Here is a 15428-nt window from a genome sequence, read left to right on the forward strand (position 1 = left end):
CATGACCACCTTCATCACCCTCGCATGGGCCATCGTCGGCATTGGCGGGTTTATCTACTGGTGGACCCGAACCGAAGACCTGACCACGGACGTAGTCCCAGTGGCGATGCTCTTTGGAAGCATCCTCGGGCCGTTCGCGTGGATCGCTGGATGGTTTGTCCACAGCGAGTCACGGAAGCACAGAATCCTCATCAAGCGCCGCGCGGCCAAGGACCCCAAATGACAACCTACACCCACGACAAGCCCACCTTCCGCGAGCGCGTCTACGCCCTGGCCGGGCATGGCACCTGGCGTGAGCCGACGGGCGGCGGCACAACGCACCTGCGCGCGATCCCGACCGACCACATGATCGCCGCGGCGCTCTCGTTCGGCCGCGCCAACCCCGCGGACGTCGGTCCTGACATTGCGATCGACATGGCGACGGGCATCGCCGGACACTATGGCCGTGTCTGTGCCGCCCTGGGGCGCGCGCTGAGCGCTGACCGCTCTGCGCTGGTACGCCGCAACCGCCAGCGCATCGGGCACGTCGCCATGGCCGCCTACAGCGTCGTGCTGGGCCGTGCGTGCCCTGGTGCTCCCGTTGGGGTGAACGAGGAGGACTGGGGCGATCTGGTGGCCGCCGGCGCGCTTGTGCTGGAGCGGTTGGCCGAGGATGCTCTGGCACTGGCGGCGCGGCGCGCGCGGAGGGTGGCGTGATGAAGGTTGCGTTGATGTACCTGCTCAATGACGAAGGTGGCGCCGGGCGAGGCGCAATCCTCGACTCGTCGTGCCTGGTGGTTCGCAAGGTGTATGGCAAGGTCACCAGCCAATACGTGCTTGATGTATTTGGCATACCACCCTTCACGCTTCGGCTTGAGCCGGGGTCGCATGGAGATATTGGTAATGGCCTGTCAACCAACTGAGGGTGGCGTGATGAAGCCTCTGGTGCGGCAAGTTTTCCCGTGACGAGGACAGCGTGATGGACGCATTTACGGCAGCAGTCCTGTGCGCCATGGGCGGTTACTTCCTCGCCATGGCGCAGTACATGCGGCGCGTGTCGCGGCTGTATGACCGCATCGACGAGTTGCGCGAGACGGTCGCGAGGGAGCGCCTGTTGCGGCGGCTGCCATGAAAAAACGCGGCGCCGCGCTGACACCGCGTATAGGGCACGGATTCGCGATGCGCGGCCTCTGTGGCGGCTATCGCTCCATCGATGCGATGAGGCTTGCCCTCTGAGACTCGGCTTCTTCTTTGCTTGGGTAGCGAGCGGAGATTGCATCGCGACCATGCATTGACACGGCAAAGTGGAAGTAACCGGCGTTCACGGACTCTCGGATGTCGCCGATGGACACGATGTAGCGAGTGTTCACAGCAAGGCCATTGATGTCGAAAACTGCCATTTCCGTCTCCGTGGTTGATGTCTCCAAAGGATACGCCCGTTTGCCCACCGCTTGACAACGTTTCGCCCTGCGCGAAACTTCCATCATAGGGTCTGTGTGCCTGACCCGAATGAGCAGTGACCTCCTAGGTGGTGGAGAAGGCAGGGGGGGGGTGAAAGCCATTGACCCCATGCGCCGAGGTTCGCAGAGCAAGCCACTTCGACAGTTTTGTTTCACGAGCCCGGCCTGGCGCCGGGCTTTCTTTTTGGAAGGCTCCGCTGGGGTGGCCGGCGAGCGGTCTTGAAAACCGTGGTGCGCTAGAGCGCAGGGGTTCGACTCCTCAACCTTCCGCCATTTCACGGAAGCGTGGCTGAGAGGCCGAAAGCATCCGGTTGCTAACCGGAACGCCCACTTGTGGCGCGCAGGTTCGAATCCTGCCGCTTCCGCCAGTTGATTCACTTACGAGCCCGCCCTAACCGGCGGGCTTTCTTTTTGGGGCGGGCCGGGAGATCCCAGCCGTCCTCGCACACCGCGAGCCCCAAATCCCCTGAGCCGGCCGACGCCACGGGCGCCGTAGCCCCGCGAGAGCGGGCGCCGGACCTATTGAGGCCAAGCCATGCGACTGACGGATCTGTTCTGGATCAGCGAGAACCGTGCGCGCGAGTTCGGATTCACGCATCACGGGCGCATCTATGGCATCCCGGCGTGGATTTCCGAGGAAGGCCCTGACGTCGTAATGGCCTGTCCGAAGGTGGGCGTCCTCCAGGTCGTGGCGATGACCGCCGACACCATCTTCGAAGGCCTGTCGTGGCTTATGCCTGCGGACCGCTACGTCGAGACGCCGATGCATATCGGAGCGCCCATCGTATGAGCCAGTCAAAGAAGGGTTCGCTCACCGAATCGCTTGCCAACATCTTCGTTGGCGGTGGCGTGAACTGGGCAGCCACGGTCGTCATCGTTCCCGTCTTGTGGGACCCGTCCAGTCCGAAGCTTTCGGCGTTCTACATGACCCTGTTCTACACGGTCGTGTCATTCGTTCGCAGCTACGCGCTCCGTCGCTTCTTCAATCGCGCCAAGTTCGGTAACGCCGACCAGGTGACAGCATGACCGCCTCCCTCCCGACCGACGCCGCTGAGCGCAAGGCCGCGCCCATGGCGCAGGGCCTGCTCTGGTACTTCCCGAACGCGTTGGCCGAGGTTGCCCGTGTCAGCAAGGCTGGCAACGACCAGCACAACCCGGGCCAGCCGATGCACCATGCGCGTGGCAAGTCCACGGATCACGCCGACTGCATCCTGCGCCACCTCGTGGATGCCGGGACCATCGACACGGACGGGCAGCGGCACACGGCCAAGGTCGCGTGGCGCGCGCTGGCGATGCTGCAGGAGGAGCTTGAGCGCGAGCTTGGGTTGCCGCTGCCGCGCAATGCGCGAAGTTCGGAAGACAGGATCGTGAGCGCCGACGCATTCACTATCCTGAAAGATGGCGGTGTCGTCCTGTATGCCAAGATCGGCAGCGAGCACGGCGCATGATCTGCCCCAAGTGCCAAGCCGACGCCGCCATCCGTAACGGCGCGGGTCGCATCCGCTGCCGTGCCTGCGGCGCCAGTAGCTTCGCGCCGCCGCAGCGAACCGAGGCCGAGATCAGCGAGGCGACGCAGGCCCGCCAAGGATGGGCGCCTGGCCACGGCATCACCACGCCGCTCCCGCTTGGGCAGAAGCTGCGCGGCACATCGACGCTCATCGACAAGCGCACGGGCGAGCAGGTGATGCAGTGGGTGAAGTCGAACGAGGACGCGGAGGAGCAGGCGGAGATCTTCCGCGCCGCGTGCGAGGCCATGACCGCCAAGCTGCCTCGCGTGAAGCCTCGCGTCGCCTCCGGCGCATGGCGAGATGACCTCCTGACCGTCTACCCCATCGGCGATCCGCACATTGGCATGTACGCCTGGGCGGACGAGACGGGCGACGACTGGGATCTCGCCATTGCCGAGCGAGTCCACTGCGGGGCCATGGCTGAGCTGGTGTCCAGTGCGCCGCGCAGCAAACAGGCCGTGATCCTGAACCTCGGCGACGCTCTGCACTATGACAGCCTCGCAGCGGTGACGCCCCGCAGCGGTCACAACCTGGACGCCGACGGCCGCTACGCCAAGATGGTCAGCGTGGCGGTCAAGATCATTCGCCAGTGCATCGAGTCCGCGCTGACGAAGCACGAGCGCGTGCACGTCATCAATCTGCCGGGCAACCATGACGAGACCGGCGCACTGTGGCTGTCCGTGGCGCTGTCCCACGTGTATGAGAACGAGCCGCGCGTCACGATCGACACGAACCCCTCGGTCTTCTCGTACTACCGCTGGGGCAAGGTGCTCCTGGGTGCGCATCACGGCCACGCTTGCAAGAGCGACAAGCTGCCGGGCGTCATGGCATGCGACCGCGCCAAGGACTGGGGCGAGACGACACACCGCCACTGGCTGATCGGGCACATCCACCACGAATCCAAGAAGGAGTTCTCGGGCGTCAGCGTCGAGAGCTTCAACACTCTGGCCGCGAAGGATGCCTACGCTGCGAATGGTGGGTGGCGCTCGGGCCGGTCGATGCAGGCCATCGTCTACCACGCCGAGCACGGCGAGGTCGCGCGCTCGAAGGTGCATGCGGCGATGTTCGAGAAGGAGGCGGCGTGATGCGAGTTGCGGCAGCGATCTTTTGCATGCTGACGGGGTCGCCGGTCTTGGCGTTCTTCCTCTTGCTCTGGAAGGTGATGGATCCATGACCGACACCGACGACACCTACGTCCCCGAGCCGGTCGCGCTGGCTGACGGTGATGTGCTCATTCCTGACCCCGTCGAATTCGCCGAGGTAACCAAGTCCATTGCCAGCATGGTGCGTGGCAATGACCTCTTCGTCCTGTGTCGCGACACCTTGCGCTGGGTGAACGTGCAGGACATCCACAAGCAGAGGACCGGCAAGCTGTCGGTCATCAAGGGCAACAACCCATGAATCGTCAAGCGTTCCTTGACACCCTGGCCGTGTCCGAAGGGACGAAAGACCTTGGTGACGATGGCTATAACGTCCTAGTCGGTGGCGAACTGTTCCACGACTACAGCCATCATCCGAACGTCCTTGTGACGCTCAACAAGACCGGTCTCAAGTCAACCGCAGCAGGGCGTTACCAGTTTCTAAAGCGGACATGGGATGCGCTTCAGGCCAAGCTGGGACTGCCTGATTTCGGTCACGCGTCGCAGGACGCCGGGTGCGTCGAACTGATAACTGAGGCAGGGGCCTTGGCCGATGTCGATGCCGGTAGATTCGACGACGCCGTGACCAAGTGCCGGCGCATCTGGGCAAGCCTGCCTGGCGCGGGCTACGGACAGCACGAGAACAAGCTGTCCGACTTGCGCGCCGCGTATCAGCGCGCCGGCGGGGTGGTGTCGCAATGACCATCGACTGGACCGCCATCGGTGGCGTGGTGGGCATGATGCTCACGGGACTCCTGACATGGCTGACGACACGATCAAAGCGCGACGTCAGTAGCGCGCAGGACCAGGCACAAATCTCCGATTACAGAGCGGACTCCGCGCTGAGCGACGCTCAGGCGAAGCAGATCAAGGCGCTCCTCGACCGCGTCGAGTCCCTGGAGGCCAAGTACACCAAGCTGTGGGACGACCTTCAGGCAGAGAAGCAGGTTACGGCCAAGAGCCGTGACCGGGTCCGTCTGCTTGAGAGCGTCCTGAGAGACAACAACATCGAGATCCCGCCGGAGGTCGCGAGTCCGTGATCATCGAGAAAGAACAGGGATCGACCGACTGCATAGACACCGGCATGGGCGACGGCTGATGAACATCCGCGTGTGGCTTCTAGGCCTGATCCTCCTGTTGGCCCCCGCCTGCACCGTCGATCCAGTCACGCGCGCGCACGAGGCGACCGTCCATCTGGTCATCAACGGCGACAGTAGCTGCAGCGGGACCATCGTCGGGCCCAGCGCAGTGCTCACCGCCTCGCACTGTCTCGACTGGCCGTACACCGTGAGCATCTATGGGCAGCCCGTGCGCGTGCTTCGCGCCGTGCTCGACGGTAACGACCACACGATCCTCCTGGTAGACCGGCGCTTCGCCAGTTGGGCGCCCATCGCCGAGGCGCCGCGTCCCGGTTCCCGGGTCTTCATGTTCGGGAACCCGGGGAAACTGACCGACCAGTTCCGTAACGGCTACGTCAGCGGCCTGGCGGCCGTGGATGGCGGTCTGGTCACGACCTACAACATGAGCATTTTCTTCGGGGATTCCGGCTCCGGAATCTTCGATGCCAGCGGCGCACTGATCGGCGTCGTGTCGACCGTGTACTCCATGACCAACGGCGCCCAGCTGACGTTCGCCTGCAGCTGGCCGCTCGCCTTTACACCCGAGCAGCTTCGCGAGGTGATGTGATGCATCCGCTCCAGGTAATCGTGTGCGTGTTGGTCGTCGTGATCATTGCCGTGTGCGTCTTCAGCGGCTCCGGCCCGGACCAGCCCGCATGAACTGGCTGAAATGGGGTCTTTGGCTGGCCTCGCTGGCCGGGGTGCTTGGCCTTTTGGCCGGTGTGTTCGCGTTCGGTCACCACGTGGCGGCAAGTGCCGGGAAGGCCGAGATCGCCGCACTTAAGGCCACCTATGCCGAGCAGGCCAAAGCCGCGTCAGATGCCGCGCTCGCGCGCGAACGCAAGCAGGCCGCCGATTTCGCCGCAACCGCTCAACAGTACGAGCAGGACAAAGCCAATGCCAAAGCCGACGCCGATCGTGTGGCCGCTGATCTTCGCAGCGGCGCTATCCGCCTGCGCGACCGTTGGGCCACCCAAGTGCTTGCCGGTCAAGCCGCAGTTGCCGCCGGTTCCGGCGAGCCTGATGCAGCCGCCGACGACAGAGCAGCGAGTGCGGGCCGAATTGTTCGAGCCGCAGCCGAAGCCGACGCCCAAATCCGCGGGCTCCAAGACCTCTTGAAGAAGGAACGAGAATGAACGAGAAGCTGAGCAAGGTGCTAGCCTCCCAGCGCGCCGCGGTCTCGGGCCTGCGCTTCGACCAAGCGCCCGAGCTGTTCAAGGACATCGAGTCGACCAAGGCGCAGATGCGCCATGCGGGCCAGAAGATCCCGCCGGCGTTCACCCGATGATCGAACGCCTCCGCGCCGCCTGGGCCGGCCTTCGGGGCGGCCTTGTTCTTTCTGGGCACGGCTGGGTGGTCGTGTACGTGACGCCGCTCGCCACCTCGGCCACGCGGTGGGATGGGCTGACCATCGAGGACGCGGCCAAACTTCTCTACCAAGCCGGCGATGCGCTTGTAGACCGCATCCACGGGCATTCGACGATTCACTGATATGACGACCGAAAAGAAGAAGACCCGAGTGGGCCCGACAACGTGGGGGAAGGGCAAGTCAGGTAACCCCGGCGGCCGTTCGCCGCGCGTGGGCCCGAATGGGGAAAGCATCGCGGAGCTTGCGCGAGCCCACACCGTGGAGGCGCTAGCCACGCTCGTGGCCGTCTGCAACGGCGATGTCGGAAAGCCCGACAAGGACAATCCGAAGCTTACGCTTATCGAGGCGAAGGATCGCATCGCCGCGGCCAACGCGATTCTTGACCGCGGATGGGGCAAGCCCAAGGAATCCGTCGACATCGACGCGAACGTGAAGGGCTCGGGCGTCCCGGTGATCCAGATCGTCCGCGTATCGGCGCCCGATGCCACGGATTGAGCTGACGCCGCCACAATTCGAGTTTGTGACGGCGGAAGATCAGTTCCCAGCCATGGTCGCGGGCTTCGGGTCGGGGAAGACCCATGCGGCCATCATCCGGACGCTGACGAAGAAGTTGCAGTACCCGGCGCAGAATGTCGCGTACTACCTGCCGACATACGATCTTGTTCGCCGTATCGGCTTCCCGCGCTTCGCCGAGACCTTGGAAGACCAAGGCGTCCCGTTCAAGACGAACAAGGCCGACGCAGTGATCGCCATTCCGGATGCCGGGGAGATCATCTTCCGGACCATGGACACGCCGGAGCGCATCATCGGCTACGAGGTGGCGGACTCCATCGCGGACGAGCTGGACACGCTCCCTGAGGAGCAGGCGCGCGCGGTCTGGACGAAGATCATCTCGCGCAACCGCCAGAAGAAGCCGGACGGCTCGCTCAACACGGTCGGCGTAGCGACCACCCCCGAGGGCTTCCGCTTCGTCTACGACCGATGGAAGCGCAACGCCGACAATGCGCCGGGTTATCGGATCATCAAGGCGTCCACGATGAGCAACGCGGCGAACCTGCCGCCGGGCTACATCGACAGCCTGCGCGCCACGTACCCGTCGAACCTTCTGGCAGCGTACCTCGATGGCGAGTTCGTCAACCTGGTGGCCGGATCGGTCTACCCCGAGTTCGATCGCGCGCTCAATGCCAGCTCGGAGATCATCAAGCCTGGCGAAGCGCTGCACGTCGGCATGGACTTCAACGTAGGCAAGATGTCCGCGGCCGTGCACGTCCTGCGCGGCGATGATCCGCACGCGGTCAAGGAGTACACGGGTGTGCTGGACACCCCGGCCATGTGCGCGCTTCTCAAGCGCGAGCACCCGGGCCACTCGATCCTGGTTTACCCCGATGCAAGCGGCCAGGCGCGCAAGTCAAACAACGCCAGCGAGTCCGATCACGCCATCCTGCGCGCGGCCGGATTCTCGGTACGGGTGAACGCGACCAACCCGCGTGTGAAGGACCGCGTCTTGTCGGTCAACGCCATGGTGCACAAGGACGGCAAGCGGCGGTACCGGGTGAACCCCGAGACGTGCCCCGAGCTCGTCGAGTCGCTGGAGAAGCAGGCCTATGACAAGCATGGCGAGCCGGATAAGGCCGGCGGACTCGACCACATCATCGACGCGGCCGGGTACTTCCTCGTGTACCGCTACCCCATTCAACACCGCGTTGCCGTCGTGCAACCTCTGAGGCTCTGAAATGCCAATCGCCGTACACGAATGCACCGACACCGTCCGCGACATGCAGGAGGATTGGTGCATCACTGAAGACCTCATGCACGGCACGCGCGCCATGCGCAAGGCGGGCAAGCGACACCTGCCGCGCTGGCCGAATGAAGAGGACGGCGCTTACGAGGCGCGCCTGAAGACCGCCACACTGTTCCCCGCCTATCGGCGAACCGTTGGAGTCATGGCCGGCAAGCCGTTCTCCAAGGAGCTGACGCTCGGTGATGCGCCTAAGTCGGTGCTGGACCAGTGGAAGCCCTGGGTGGACGACATCGACCGAGCGGGCGTGAGCCTGAACGTGTTCGCCGCCGAAACGCTGACCGAGGCCATTGCTCACGGCCTGGCCGGCATCTATGTTGATGTACCGCGCGCCGCCGAAGTGCCGAAGACGGCATCGGGCGTCACAACCCTGGCCGCCGAGCGCGAGGCGGGCATCCGGCCGTATTTCGTGCGCGTAAAGCACGACCAGATCCTCGGCTGGAGGCTGGACGAGCAGGGGCGCCTTGCCATGCTTCGCCTCAGGGAGTGCGCGGAGGTCGAAGACGGCGATTACGGGACGAAGACCGCGGACCGCGTGCGCGTGCTTCGCCCTGGCTCATGGGAACTGCACGAGAAGATGGAAGGCGGCTACCAGATCGTCGATCAGGGAAAAACGAACCTGACGGCCATCCCGTTCGTGCCGGTCTATGGTCAGCGCGTGGCAACCATGATCGGCCGGCCGCCGCTTCTCGACCTCGCGCACCTGTGCGTGAAGCATTGGCAGTCCCAGAGCGACCAGGACACGATACTGCACGTCGCGCGGGTGCCCATACTCGCGATGATCGGCACCGACGAGAACAGCCAGCTTACGGTTGGCGGATCGAGCGCGGTCAAGCTACCCCTGGGCGCGGATATGAAGTTCGTCGAGCACACGGGAGCGGCTATCGAGGCCGGGCAGGTCTCTCTGGATCGCCTCGAAGAGCAGATGACCCAGACGGGTGCCGAGCTTCTGGTGCAGAAGCCGGGCCAGCGGACGGCCACCGAGGACGCGAACGACGCCGAGGGAAACAAGTGCGACCTGCAGCGCATCACCGAGAGCTTCGAGGATGCGTTGGATCAGGCACTGGTCTTCGCCGGGCAGTACGTGAACGTCGAGCCTCCGCGCGTGACGCTGTTCAAGGACTTCGGCGCGGCCACCCTGAGCGACGCCAGCGCCCAGCTGATCCTCTCGCTGCAGCAGGCCGGGCTCATCACGCGCAAGACGGCCATTCGCGAGCAGCAGCGCCGCGGCGTGCTCTCCGCAGACATCGATCCGGATGTCGAGGCGCAGGAGGCCGCGGACGAGGTGCCGGCGCCGGCTGATCCGCTTCAGGAGGCCGCATGAGCACGATTGCCTATCGCGACGGTGTCATGGCGGCCGACACCCGCGCCTATGGTGGGCGCGGTGAGCCTAGCCCGGGCAGGAAGCGAAAGATTCACAAGCTCGATGATGGATCGGTCGTCGGCGTGAGCACGGCCACCCTTGGTCTGTCCGAGCGATTCGTGGCGTGGCTGAAGGGTGGCGGTGATCCCAAAGACTTCGACGACAAGTTCGATCTTCGCGCGGTGTTGGTCAAGCCTGATGGCGCGCTCTATGTAGCCGACGATACGCCGTACTTCAGCGGGCCCATGGAGACGGACTTCTATGCCATTGGCTCGGGCGCGTGCTACGCGATGGGCGCGATGGCCATGGGAGCCACGGCGGAGGAGGCGGTCCGCGTTGCCTGCGAGCATGATGGGCACTCGGCTCTGCCGATCATGGTCGAGCGCCTGTAATGCCGGCCGCCAACGCCGTACTTGCTGATCGCGCCATCGACCACGCCCACGACCTTCTGCGCTACAGCGCGGGCGTCGTGCGGCGCATGATCGCCGTGCTCAACAGGACGGACGCCAGTCTCGTCGCCCAGCTTTCGCAGGCGCTCCTGCAGATGGAGCGGGAGACCTTCACGGTTGAGCGCTTGGAATCTCTGCTGGGCTCCGTTCGCCGGCTCAATGCCGACGCCTACGCGGCCGTCCTTCAGGCGCTGGAGCCCGATCTGCGCGGGCTCGCGCGCGTGGAGGCCGCCGCTGAGGTGGCGAGTTACAAAGCGGCCGTGCCTAGCGTGGCGCAGATTCGGTTCCCGATTGCGGGCGTGAGCGCTGAGCAGGTCTACGCCGCAGCCATGGCCCGGCCGTTCCAGGGGCGTCTCCTGAAAGACTGGGCGTCGAACCTGGAAGCCGGGCGCCTTACGGCGATCCGAAACACGGTGCGCTCAGGGTTCGTCGAAGGCCGGACGACCAGCGAAATCATCCGCACGATCCGAGGCACCAAGGCGCTTAGCTATGCCGACGGTGTCCTTGCGCGCCCGCGGCGGGAACTTGCGGCCGTGGTACAAACCGCCCTGAGCCATACGGCGCAGACGGCGAGGCAGCAGATGGTGGATGCGAACGCGGATCTTGTGAAGGCTGTTCAGTGGGTATCGACCCTGGACACGAAGACCAGCCCCATGTGCCGGGTGCGCGATGGGCTCAAGTACACCGCCGACACGCACAAGCCCATCGGGCACAGCGTGCCCTGGGGCGAAGGGCCGGGCCGCCTGCACTTCAACTGTCGATCGGTAAGCGTGCCGGTGCTGAAGTCATGGCGCGAGCTTGGTGTCGACATGGACGACATGACGCCCGCAACGCGCGCGAGCATGGATGGCCAGGTGCCGGCGGAAACAACCTACGCCGAGTGGTTCGCGCGGCAGTCGCCTGCGCGGCAAGAGGACATTCTTGGGCCGGAGCGGTATCAGCTGATGAAGACTGGAAAGGTCTCGTATGACCAGTTCTACGATTCCAAGGGGCGGTGGCTGAGCCTGGAGCAGCTGGAGGCTAGTGCGGCGCGCTGAGCTATGCCTTGAACGTTGCTCGGGAGCCGCGACCATGGGCGAAAAGAGGCCCTCAAAAGTCCCTTTTCAGTCACTTCCAATGTGCAATCGACTCCCGTAACGTTCCGTCCACTCCAGCCAACCGAGGCCACCATGACCAACCCGACCGTCGTCCACATCCGCCAGGGTGCAACGCCCGCGGCGTCACTCGATCACGCCGCCTGCCTCCTGCGCGGACTGCGCGCGATGGCAGGGCAGGGCGTAGAGGCCGGTGGCATGGATGCCGATACGTGCTATGTGCTGGGGTCGACGCTTGATGCGCTGATCGCGGTTGTGGGCGAGCTTGACGTACGGATGGCGCGCGCGGCGTAATCGGGGCGAGGCTAGGGGAGCATCGTCGTGACGCCAGAGCAGCAGCATCAGTGGAATCTTGAGATATTCAGGTCGCTAGCCGACGCCGGCAAGGGAGCGCTGAATACGCTCGTCTTGGTGTCCGGCGGCTCGGGAGCCGCGATACTCTCATTTATCAGCGGTCTTGCCGGGAAAGGAGATAAGCCCGAGGCCGTTCATGGACTGATGTTTTCCATATCGTTCTTCTACGCTGCCTTCGTTCTCGCGGCAGTTATCGCTGGTATGAGCTATGTAGCCCAGGGACACTATAAGCGCTCAACCTACCTCGTTGACACTGATCGGAAGAAGTCCGACGAGCATGAGGAGAAGGGGGATAGGCTGTCTTTTTGGCTAGCAGTCACCTACGTGATTGCGGTTGTCGCTCTGGTTGTAGGCGGTGCTATAGCAGTCTACGCCGGATGGACCGCACTCTGAGCCAAATCGCGCAACGCATTCGGCTCATCGCCGCTTCTTAGCGGCCTTTTTCTCGTCCTTGAGCGACTGCTCTGACGCCTTTGACCGCAACAGAGCGGTCATTACCTCCATGCGCCGGGCCAGTGAGCCCATTTCCTCCAGCGCGCCCCTCATCTCGTCGTCATCGCCAAGCAACGCCGCCACGTCCTCCGGCCGAGGCGTTCCCGCGCGCGCCTCGTCCTCCTCAAGCGTCCGCTGAAGGCGGGCGACGATCTCTGCGCTCACGGAGCGCTGCTCCTTGGCGGCCAAAGCCTCCAGTCGCTCCTTGAGAGCGTCAGGCAGGCGGATCTTGAACTGAGGGTCGGTTCTCTTCATGCGCCGAATGATGGACCACATGGGTCTTGACAGCAATGGACCACATGGGTACCTTGCCCCCAGAGGGACCACATGGGTCCAACGGGAGAATCCAGCGTGCGAGCAATCGATGTCCAGTTGAAGGTTCGGCTTCCGGCCGCGCTGAAGTCCTGGCTCAAGGGTAGGGCTTCGCGGAACGACCGCAGCCAAAACGCCGAGGTCGTTCAAATCCTAAAGAAAGAGATGGAGCGGTGCGAACGTCGCACGCGGAAGGTCGCATGACCGCCGCCACTCCCACTACTGAGGCCGCTATGGATACCGAGAGGAAGGTTGATGTTGTTGCGAGCAGTGTTGATCTTAGGTTCGGAGACTGCCTCGACCTTCTGCCAGCAATTCCCGATCAAAGTGTAGACATGATCCTGGCCGATCTTCCCTACGGGACAACAAGGAACAAGTGGGATTGCCAGATTGACCTGCAGCGCCTATGGCCGGAATACATGCGCGTCTGCCGAGGGGCAATTGTCCTGACGGCGCAGTCACCGTTTGACAAGGTTCTCGGTGCGTCGAACCTGCCAATGCTTCGCTACGAATGGATTTGGGAGAAGACGAACGCTACGGGACACATGAACGCGAAGAAGTGCCCAATGAAGGCCCACGAGAACGTGCTCGTCTTCTACAAGCATTTGCGGACGTACAACCCGCAGAAGACGACCGGACACGTGCGGAAGACCGCCACAGCCGATAGGTCGCGCCTGCAGAGCGACAACTATGGTCGCCAGGATGGTGTGACCGTGTACGACTCCACCGAGAGATACCCGCGAAGCGTTATCACGTTTCCCAGCGATAAGCAGCGGTCCAAGCTTCACCCGACACAAAAACCCTTAAGTCTTATGAGCTACTTCGTTCTCACATACACGAACCCAGGCGACACGGTTCTCGATAACTGCTACGGCTCGGGGACTGTTGGTGTGTCTTGCGTAGAGTTGGGGCGGAACTTTATCGGCATGGAGAAAGATCCCGAACACTTCTGCACTGGAGCGCATCGAATTAACGCCGCCCTCTCCCGCCTAGGAGTCAGCGTATGAGCAGCGAGCGTGACGCGCGCATTGCCGAACTCACCGCCGAGGTGACCCGGCTTCGTAAGCTTGTACCCGACGCCTATCGCGAGGGCTTCAACGACGGTTTCTACGAAGACTCTACGTCTGATGACCCGATGACTGTTGGCAAGGCTTGGGACACGAGCTTCGCAAAGGTCGATCTTGATGAAATCGCACGCCTTGGAGTCACACCGTGACCAGTAAGACGAACATTAACGTGCTGGCGGTGATGAGTGCTGTCGCGGAGTTTGGCGTGAGCGCGCCAGAGTGGCATGACATGGGCGCAGCCCGTGATGTTGTTGCCGAAACAATCAAGAAGCTCGACCTCATCGGTGCCCTGTCCATGGCACGTCGTGTAGGTGGTCCTGACCCGATGGATCTCCACGAGCTTGATAGGGCGCTCGGCATGGCAATAGACATGTCGCACGAAGCCCTCGCCACCCTAGGAGCCAGCGCATGAGCACATACAACCGACTTGAATGTGAGGGCGTCTGCGACGTCCACATCGGCAAAGTTCGGCCCGTGGTGGTTCTCGATGACTTCGGGGTGGCAGTTCTCGGCCACTTCAACTACTGCCTCGCCGCCATCGATGCCGACGAATCGAACGGTTTCAAGGTCATCGAGGAGCCCACCCCATGAGCACAGAGAAGGTGGTGAGGTATGACTTTGTCGATCATGAGACACGATTCGGGGTTGAAACCGAGCGCGTCGTATCCACCAACGGTCGCTACATCGAATACGCCGACGTGGCGGGGCTGGTTGAGGTCATCAAAGAAGCGCTGTTTTGGGATGGATACGACGACGAAGGCGTAAAAGCCATATGGGCAGGTCATGCTGAAGAAGCACTCGCGAGGTTCCAGCCATGAGCACCAACAACGGCAAGATGGCGAAAGAGACGTGGAGGGTTCGGTGCCTGGAAACGGGTATCGAGGGAACCGCGCGGTTGCAGACCGAAATGGAGTGTCGCGAAGAAGCTGTCTGGGTCGAATTCGATGACGGCTGGAAGTCTTATGTGCCGGAGGACAGCATCGAGCCGATTGCCGAACGCACCGCCCTAAAACTCGCCATGGGGGATGAGGGATGAGCGCGAATAACGGTGGACCGGCAACACTTGCTGAACAAGCGTTACGCGATATACGCGGTTGGTACGCGGAAGGTAGCGGGATGTGGATTCAGTGCAATGGGAAGGCCGACGTTGTAGACGCCCTCATTGCCGAACTCGCCGCTGAGGTAGCTCGGTACAGGGCTGCGCTTGAAGAAATCGTGGACCCGTATTCGTGCGGATGGGCGTTCGATGCCCTCATAGACTACGAAGCTATCGCCCGCAACGCGCTGAGGGAGGGGTGACTCAGTGCGTGGCCGTATCCCTAAGCCTAAGTGGTCGTCTGCCCCAGATTGGGCGCGCTGGCTAACCATGGATTTCGATGGGTACTGGTCATGGCACGAAAAGCCACCGCACGTTGAATCGGCCGGTGGCTGGCGATCCTCAGGAAGGCGGGCTAAAGCCGGACGGCAATGGCATACGCAGGCATGGGAACTTGTATGGAACGAGACAGTGGAGAAGCGACCATGAACGAATCGAAGCTGGTTAGGTACGATCATTGCTCTTTTGCAAACGTGCCGTCTGCTGATGGAGCAGGCGACTGGGTCACCCACGCCGACTACAAGGCGCTTGAGGATGAGTGCGAGAGGCTTAGGGCGAGGGTTGGGGAGTTGGCTAGGCCTAGCAACTGGGAGGCGATGGGCGACGTCATTGAGGCTTCTCTGCTTAGCTACAGATTGAAAAACTTCGTTGATGACGACGGCGAATCGGCACCACTGGTAGATCACCTTTCTACACCGGGAACGACCATCGACACAGGCTCGAAAGAAATAAGCCTCATCACTGACTGGATCGTCGGCGACCTCATGGATCACTCATGAGCTTCTTCTGGACCCTCCGCATGACCTACTGGATAAAGTGGTACGGCTGCG

At 63.0% G+C, this 15428-nt stretch carries 32 protein-coding genes and 2 tRNA genes; 32 read left to right on the forward strand and 2 right to left on the reverse strand.

From position 1 onward, the window contains the following. Position 1: 1 nt before the first annotated feature. From ACN9M2_RS07665 to ACN9M2_RS07680, 4 genes are read left to right on the forward strand one after another with little or no spacing between them, the layout of a single operon-like run. The gene (locus tag ACN9M2_RS07665) at positions 2 to 223 is read left to right on the forward strand and encodes a hypothetical protein (protein WP_426287501.1); all 222 of its coding nucleotides are present in this window, start codon (positions 2 to 4) and stop codon (positions 221 to 223) included. After that, the gene (locus ACN9M2_RS07670; protein WP_426287502.1) at positions 220 to 696 is read left to right on the forward strand and encodes a hypothetical protein; all 477 of its coding nucleotides are present in this window, start codon (positions 220 to 222) and stop codon (positions 694 to 696) included. Before ACN9M2_RS07665 ends, ACN9M2_RS07670 begins: the two co-directional genes overlap by 4 nt. Next, positions 696 to 902, forward strand: coding sequence for a hypothetical protein (locus tag ACN9M2_RS07675; RefSeq protein WP_426287503.1), 207 nt, complete (start codon positions 696 to 698; stop codon positions 900 to 902). Before ACN9M2_RS07670 ends, ACN9M2_RS07675 begins: the two co-directional genes overlap by 1 nt. Before the next feature lie 56 nt (positions 903 to 958). Beyond that, entirely contained in the window at positions 959 to 1111 is a 153-nt protein-coding gene (locus ACN9M2_RS07680; RefSeq protein WP_426287504.1) for a hypothetical protein, read from the forward strand. A 67-nt stretch (positions 1112 to 1178) separates the two neighbouring features. On the opposite strand, the gene ACN9M2_RS07685 is transcribed toward ACN9M2_RS07680, so the two are convergent. Continuing rightward, positions 1179 to 1379 carry a hypothetical protein gene (locus ACN9M2_RS07685; RefSeq protein ID WP_426287505.1) on the reverse strand — a complete coding sequence of 67 codons (201 nt, stop codon included), beginning with the start codon at positions 1377 to 1379 and terminating at the stop codon, positions 1179 to 1181. Positions 1380 to 1625: 246 nt separating this feature from the next. Between ACN9M2_RS07685 and ACN9M2_RS07690 the strand changes: the two genes are divergently transcribed. From ACN9M2_RS07690 to ACN9M2_RS07785, 20 genes are all read left to right on the forward strand, one after another. After that, positions 1626 to 1712: transfer RNA gene (locus ACN9M2_RS07690), tRNA-Ser, on the forward strand. 6 nt (positions 1713 to 1718) lie between these two features. Beyond that, positions 1719 to 1807, forward strand: a tRNA-Ser gene (locus ACN9M2_RS07695). Positions 1808 to 1974: 167 nt separating this feature from the next. Beyond that, positions 1975 to 2229: a hypothetical protein gene (locus ACN9M2_RS07700; RefSeq protein ID WP_426287506.1), complete on the forward strand. Its 255-nt coding sequence runs from the start codon at positions 1975 to 1977 to the stop codon at positions 2227 to 2229. Further along, positions 2226 to 2465, forward strand: a complete 240-nt coding sequence (locus ACN9M2_RS07705) for a DUF7220 family protein (RefSeq protein ID WP_426287507.1) — start codon at positions 2226 to 2228, stop codon at positions 2463 to 2465. Before ACN9M2_RS07700 ends, ACN9M2_RS07705 begins: the two co-directional genes overlap by 4 nt. Further along, positions 2462 to 2887, forward strand: a complete 426-nt coding sequence (locus ACN9M2_RS07710) for a dATP/dGTP diphosphohydrolase domain-containing protein (protein ID WP_426287508.1) — start codon at positions 2462 to 2464, stop codon at positions 2885 to 2887. The genes ACN9M2_RS07705 and ACN9M2_RS07710 overlap by 4 nt, the downstream gene beginning before the upstream one ends. Beyond that, a complete protein-coding gene (locus ACN9M2_RS07715) occupies positions 2884 to 4032 on the forward strand; it encodes a hypothetical protein (protein ID WP_426287509.1) in 1149 nt (382 codons plus the stop codon). Before ACN9M2_RS07710 ends, ACN9M2_RS07715 begins: the two co-directional genes overlap by 4 nt. Before the next feature lie 85 nt (positions 4033 to 4117). After that, positions 4118 to 4348, forward strand: a complete 231-nt coding sequence (locus ACN9M2_RS07720; protein WP_426287510.1) for a hypothetical protein — start codon at positions 4118 to 4120, stop codon at positions 4346 to 4348. Then, complete coding sequence (locus tag ACN9M2_RS07725) at positions 4345 to 4788, forward strand: glycoside hydrolase family 104 protein (RefSeq protein WP_426287511.1); 444 nt, start codon at positions 4345 to 4347, stop codon at positions 4786 to 4788. Before ACN9M2_RS07720 ends, ACN9M2_RS07725 begins: the two co-directional genes overlap by 4 nt. Next, complete coding sequence (locus ACN9M2_RS07730; RefSeq protein ID WP_426287512.1) at positions 4785 to 5126, forward strand: hypothetical protein; 342 nt, start codon at positions 4785 to 4787, stop codon at positions 5124 to 5126. The genes ACN9M2_RS07725 and ACN9M2_RS07730 overlap by 4 nt, the downstream gene beginning before the upstream one ends. A 58-nt stretch (positions 5127 to 5184) precedes the next feature. Next, positions 5185 to 5772, forward strand: a complete 588-nt coding sequence (locus ACN9M2_RS07735; protein ID WP_426287513.1) for a S1 family peptidase — start codon at positions 5185 to 5187, stop codon at positions 5770 to 5772. Positions 5773 to 5860: 88 nt separating this feature from the next. Beyond that, positions 5861 to 6340 (forward strand): lysis system i-spanin subunit Rz, encoded by a 480-nt coding sequence (locus tag ACN9M2_RS07740; RefSeq protein WP_426287514.1) that lies wholly within the window; start codon positions 5861 to 5863, stop codon positions 6338 to 6340. Next, a complete protein-coding gene (locus ACN9M2_RS07745; protein WP_426287515.1) occupies positions 6337 to 6492 on the forward strand; it encodes a hypothetical protein in 156 nt (51 codons plus the stop codon). The genes ACN9M2_RS07740 and ACN9M2_RS07745 overlap by 4 nt, the downstream gene beginning before the upstream one ends. Beyond that, positions 6489 to 6695: a hypothetical protein gene (locus ACN9M2_RS07750; protein WP_426287516.1), complete on the forward strand. Its 207-nt coding sequence runs from the start codon at positions 6489 to 6491 to the stop codon at positions 6693 to 6695. The genes ACN9M2_RS07745 and ACN9M2_RS07750 overlap by 4 nt, the downstream gene beginning before the upstream one ends. 1 nt (position 6696) lies before the next feature. Beyond that, positions 6697 to 7068 carry a hypothetical protein gene (locus ACN9M2_RS07755; RefSeq protein WP_426287517.1) on the forward strand — a complete coding sequence of 124 codons (372 nt, stop codon included), beginning with the start codon at positions 6697 to 6699 and terminating at the stop codon, positions 7066 to 7068. Positions 7069 to 7093: 25 nt separating this feature from the next. Continuing rightward, positions 7094 to 8305 carry a terminase large subunit domain-containing protein gene (locus tag ACN9M2_RS07760; RefSeq protein WP_426287518.1) on the forward strand — a complete coding sequence of 404 codons (1212 nt, stop codon included), beginning with the start codon at positions 7094 to 7096 and terminating at the stop codon, positions 8303 to 8305. Between the two features lies 1 nt (position 8306). After that, a complete protein-coding gene (locus ACN9M2_RS07765; RefSeq protein WP_426287519.1) occupies positions 8307 to 9695 on the forward strand; it encodes a DUF4055 domain-containing protein in 1389 nt (462 codons plus the stop codon). Further along, positions 9692 to 10126, forward strand: a complete 435-nt coding sequence (locus ACN9M2_RS07770; protein WP_426287520.1) for a hypothetical protein — start codon at positions 9692 to 9694, stop codon at positions 10124 to 10126. The genes ACN9M2_RS07765 and ACN9M2_RS07770 overlap by 4 nt, the downstream gene beginning before the upstream one ends. Next, entirely contained in the window at positions 10126 to 11220 is a 1095-nt protein-coding gene (locus ACN9M2_RS07775) for a phage minor head protein (protein ID WP_426287521.1), read from the forward strand. Before ACN9M2_RS07770 ends, ACN9M2_RS07775 begins: the two co-directional genes overlap by 1 nt. Positions 11221 to 11352: 132 nt before the next feature. After that, the gene (locus tag ACN9M2_RS07780) at positions 11353 to 11571 is read left to right on the forward strand and encodes a hypothetical protein (RefSeq protein WP_426287522.1); all 219 of its coding nucleotides are present in this window, start codon (positions 11353 to 11355) and stop codon (positions 11569 to 11571) included. Positions 11572 to 11598: 27 nt separating this feature from the next. Beyond that, on the forward strand, positions 11599 to 12024 hold the full coding sequence (locus tag ACN9M2_RS07785) for a hypothetical protein (RefSeq protein ID WP_426287523.1): 426 nt from the start codon (positions 11599 to 11601) through the stop codon (positions 12022 to 12024). A 24-nt stretch (positions 12025 to 12048) separates the two neighbouring features. On the opposite strand, the gene ACN9M2_RS07790 is transcribed toward ACN9M2_RS07785, so the two are convergent. Continuing rightward, complete coding sequence (locus ACN9M2_RS07790; protein ID WP_426287524.1) at positions 12049 to 12378, reverse strand: Arc family DNA-binding protein; 330 nt, start codon at positions 12376 to 12378, stop codon at positions 12049 to 12051. A 72-nt stretch (positions 12379 to 12450) separates the two neighbouring features. On the opposite strand from ACN9M2_RS07790, the gene ACN9M2_RS07795 reads away from it, so the two are divergent. The 8 genes from ACN9M2_RS07795 (at position 12451) to ACN9M2_RS07830 (ending at position 15377) form a co-directional block, all read left to right on the forward strand. Further along, positions 12451 to 12639 (forward strand): Arc family DNA-binding protein, encoded by a 189-nt coding sequence (locus ACN9M2_RS07795; protein ID WP_426287525.1) that lies wholly within the window; start codon positions 12451 to 12453, stop codon positions 12637 to 12639. Next, the gene (locus ACN9M2_RS07800) at positions 12636 to 13442 is read left to right on the forward strand and encodes a DNA-methyltransferase (protein WP_426287526.1); all 807 of its coding nucleotides are present in this window, start codon (positions 12636 to 12638) and stop codon (positions 13440 to 13442) included. The genes ACN9M2_RS07795 and ACN9M2_RS07800 overlap by 4 nt, the downstream gene beginning before the upstream one ends. Next, positions 13439 to 13651 carry a hypothetical protein gene (locus ACN9M2_RS07805; protein ID WP_426287527.1) on the forward strand — a complete coding sequence of 71 codons (213 nt, stop codon included), beginning with the start codon at positions 13439 to 13441 and terminating at the stop codon, positions 13649 to 13651. The genes ACN9M2_RS07800 and ACN9M2_RS07805 overlap by 4 nt, the downstream gene beginning before the upstream one ends. Further along, the gene (locus tag ACN9M2_RS07810) at positions 13648 to 13914 is read left to right on the forward strand and encodes a hypothetical protein (RefSeq protein ID WP_426287528.1); all 267 of its coding nucleotides are present in this window, start codon (positions 13648 to 13650) and stop codon (positions 13912 to 13914) included. Before ACN9M2_RS07805 ends, ACN9M2_RS07810 begins: the two co-directional genes overlap by 4 nt. Then, positions 13911 to 14093, forward strand: coding sequence for a hypothetical protein (locus ACN9M2_RS07815; RefSeq protein WP_426287529.1), 183 nt, complete (start codon positions 13911 to 13913; stop codon positions 14091 to 14093). Before ACN9M2_RS07810 ends, ACN9M2_RS07815 begins: the two co-directional genes overlap by 4 nt. Next, positions 14090 to 14320, forward strand: coding sequence for a hypothetical protein (locus ACN9M2_RS07820; protein WP_426287530.1), 231 nt, complete (start codon positions 14090 to 14092; stop codon positions 14318 to 14320). The genes ACN9M2_RS07815 and ACN9M2_RS07820 overlap by 4 nt, the downstream gene beginning before the upstream one ends. Further along, positions 14317 to 14538, forward strand: a complete 222-nt coding sequence (locus ACN9M2_RS07825) for a hypothetical protein (RefSeq protein WP_426287531.1) — start codon at positions 14317 to 14319, stop codon at positions 14536 to 14538. The genes ACN9M2_RS07820 and ACN9M2_RS07825 overlap by 4 nt, the downstream gene beginning before the upstream one ends. Positions 14539 to 15023: 485 nt before the next feature. Then, positions 15024 to 15377 (forward strand): hypothetical protein, encoded by a 354-nt coding sequence (locus ACN9M2_RS07830; RefSeq protein WP_426287532.1) that lies wholly within the window; start codon positions 15024 to 15026, stop codon positions 15375 to 15377. Positions 15378 to 15428 lie beyond the last annotated feature (51 nt).

Source organism: Luteibacter sp. E-22 (assembly GCF_049913125.1).
Classification (GTDB): Bacteria; Pseudomonadota; Gammaproteobacteria; order Xanthomonadales; family Rhodanobacteraceae; genus Luteibacter.

What these genes read in the sequence shown, in the direction of transcription:
- ACN9M2_RS07710 (WP_426287508.1), top strand. Translation starts at nt 2,462, where the DNA reads ATGACCGCCTCCCTCCCGACCGACGCCGCTGAGCGCAAGGCCGCGCCC.
- ACN9M2_RS07795 (WP_426287525.1), top strand. Translation starts at nt 12,451, where the DNA reads ATGGGTCCAACGGGAGAATCCAGCGTGCGAGCAATCGATGTCCAGTTG.
- ACN9M2_RS07715 (WP_426287509.1), top strand. Translation starts at nt 2,884, where the DNA reads ATGATCTGCCCCAAGTGCCAAGCCGACGCCGCCATCCGTAACGGCGCG.
- ACN9M2_RS07825 (WP_426287531.1), top strand. Translation starts at nt 14,317, where the DNA reads ATGAGCACCAACAACGGCAAGATGGCGAAAGAGACGTGGAGGGTTCGG.
- ACN9M2_RS07730 (WP_426287512.1), top strand. Translation starts at nt 4,785, where the DNA reads ATGACCATCGACTGGACCGCCATCGGTGGCGTGGTGGGCATGATGCTC.
- ACN9M2_RS07830 (WP_426287532.1), top strand. Translation starts at nt 15,024, where the DNA reads ATGAACGAATCGAAGCTGGTTAGGTACGATCATTGCTCTTTTGCAAAC.
- ACN9M2_RS07700 (WP_426287506.1), top strand. Translation starts at nt 1,975, where the DNA reads ATGCGACTGACGGATCTGTTCTGGATCAGCGAGAACCGTGCGCGCGAG.
- ACN9M2_RS07675 (WP_426287503.1), top strand. Translation starts at nt 696, where the DNA reads ATGAAGGTTGCGTTGATGTACCTGCTCAATGACGAAGGTGGCGCCGGG.
- ACN9M2_RS07740 (WP_426287514.1), top strand. Translation starts at nt 5,861, where the DNA reads ATGAACTGGCTGAAATGGGGTCTTTGGCTGGCCTCGCTGGCCGGGGTG.
- ACN9M2_RS07685 (WP_426287505.1), bottom strand. Translation starts at nt 1,379, where the DNA reads ATGGCAGTTTTCGACATCAATGGCCTTGCTGTGAACACTCGCTACATC.
- ACN9M2_RS07720 (WP_426287510.1), top strand. Translation starts at nt 4,118, where the DNA reads ATGACCGACACCGACGACACCTACGTCCCCGAGCCGGTCGCGCTGGCT.
- ACN9M2_RS07775 (WP_426287521.1), top strand. Translation starts at nt 10,126, where the DNA reads ATGCCGGCCGCCAACGCCGTACTTGCTGATCGCGCCATCGACCACGCC.
- ACN9M2_RS07800 (WP_426287526.1), top strand. Translation starts at nt 12,636, where the DNA reads ATGACCGCCGCCACTCCCACTACTGAGGCCGCTATGGATACCGAGAGG.
- ACN9M2_RS07665 (WP_426287501.1), top strand. Translation starts at nt 2, where the DNA reads ATGACCACCTTCATCACCCTCGCATGGGCCATCGTCGGCATTGGCGGG.
- ACN9M2_RS07770 (WP_426287520.1), top strand. Translation starts at nt 9,692, where the DNA reads ATGAGCACGATTGCCTATCGCGACGGTGTCATGGCGGCCGACACCCGC.
- ACN9M2_RS07745 (WP_426287515.1), top strand. Translation starts at nt 6,337, where the DNA reads ATGAACGAGAAGCTGAGCAAGGTGCTAGCCTCCCAGCGCGCCGCGGTC.
- ACN9M2_RS07680 (WP_426287504.1), top strand. Translation starts at nt 959, where the DNA reads ATGGACGCATTTACGGCAGCAGTCCTGTGCGCCATGGGCGGTTACTTC.
- ACN9M2_RS07765 (WP_426287519.1), top strand. Translation starts at nt 8,307, where the DNA reads ATGCCAATCGCCGTACACGAATGCACCGACACCGTCCGCGACATGCAG.
- ACN9M2_RS07735 (WP_426287513.1), top strand. Translation starts at nt 5,185, where the DNA reads ATGAACATCCGCGTGTGGCTTCTAGGCCTGATCCTCCTGTTGGCCCCC.
- ACN9M2_RS07670 (WP_426287502.1), top strand. Translation starts at nt 220, where the DNA reads ATGACAACCTACACCCACGACAAGCCCACCTTCCGCGAGCGCGTCTAC.
- ACN9M2_RS07815 (WP_426287529.1), top strand. Translation starts at nt 13,911, where the DNA reads ATGAGCACATACAACCGACTTGAATGTGAGGGCGTCTGCGACGTCCAC.
- ACN9M2_RS07705 (WP_426287507.1), top strand. Translation starts at nt 2,226, where the DNA reads ATGAGCCAGTCAAAGAAGGGTTCGCTCACCGAATCGCTTGCCAACATC.
- ACN9M2_RS07805 (WP_426287527.1), top strand. Translation starts at nt 13,439, where the DNA reads ATGAGCAGCGAGCGTGACGCGCGCATTGCCGAACTCACCGCCGAGGTG.
- ACN9M2_RS07790 (WP_426287524.1), bottom strand. Translation starts at nt 12,378, where the DNA reads ATGAAGAGAACCGACCCTCAGTTCAAGATCCGCCTGCCTGACGCTCTC.
- ACN9M2_RS07780 (WP_426287522.1), top strand. Translation starts at nt 11,353, where the DNA reads ATGACCAACCCGACCGTCGTCCACATCCGCCAGGGTGCAACGCCCGCG.
- ACN9M2_RS07820 (WP_426287530.1), top strand. Translation starts at nt 14,090, where the DNA reads ATGAGCACAGAGAAGGTGGTGAGGTATGACTTTGTCGATCATGAGACA.
- ACN9M2_RS07755 (WP_426287517.1), top strand. Translation starts at nt 6,697, where the DNA reads ATGACGACCGAAAAGAAGAAGACCCGAGTGGGCCCGACAACGTGGGGG.
- ACN9M2_RS07750 (WP_426287516.1), top strand. Translation starts at nt 6,489, where the DNA reads ATGATCGAACGCCTCCGCGCCGCCTGGGCCGGCCTTCGGGGCGGCCTT.
- ACN9M2_RS07725 (WP_426287511.1), top strand. Translation starts at nt 4,345, where the DNA reads ATGAATCGTCAAGCGTTCCTTGACACCCTGGCCGTGTCCGAAGGGACG.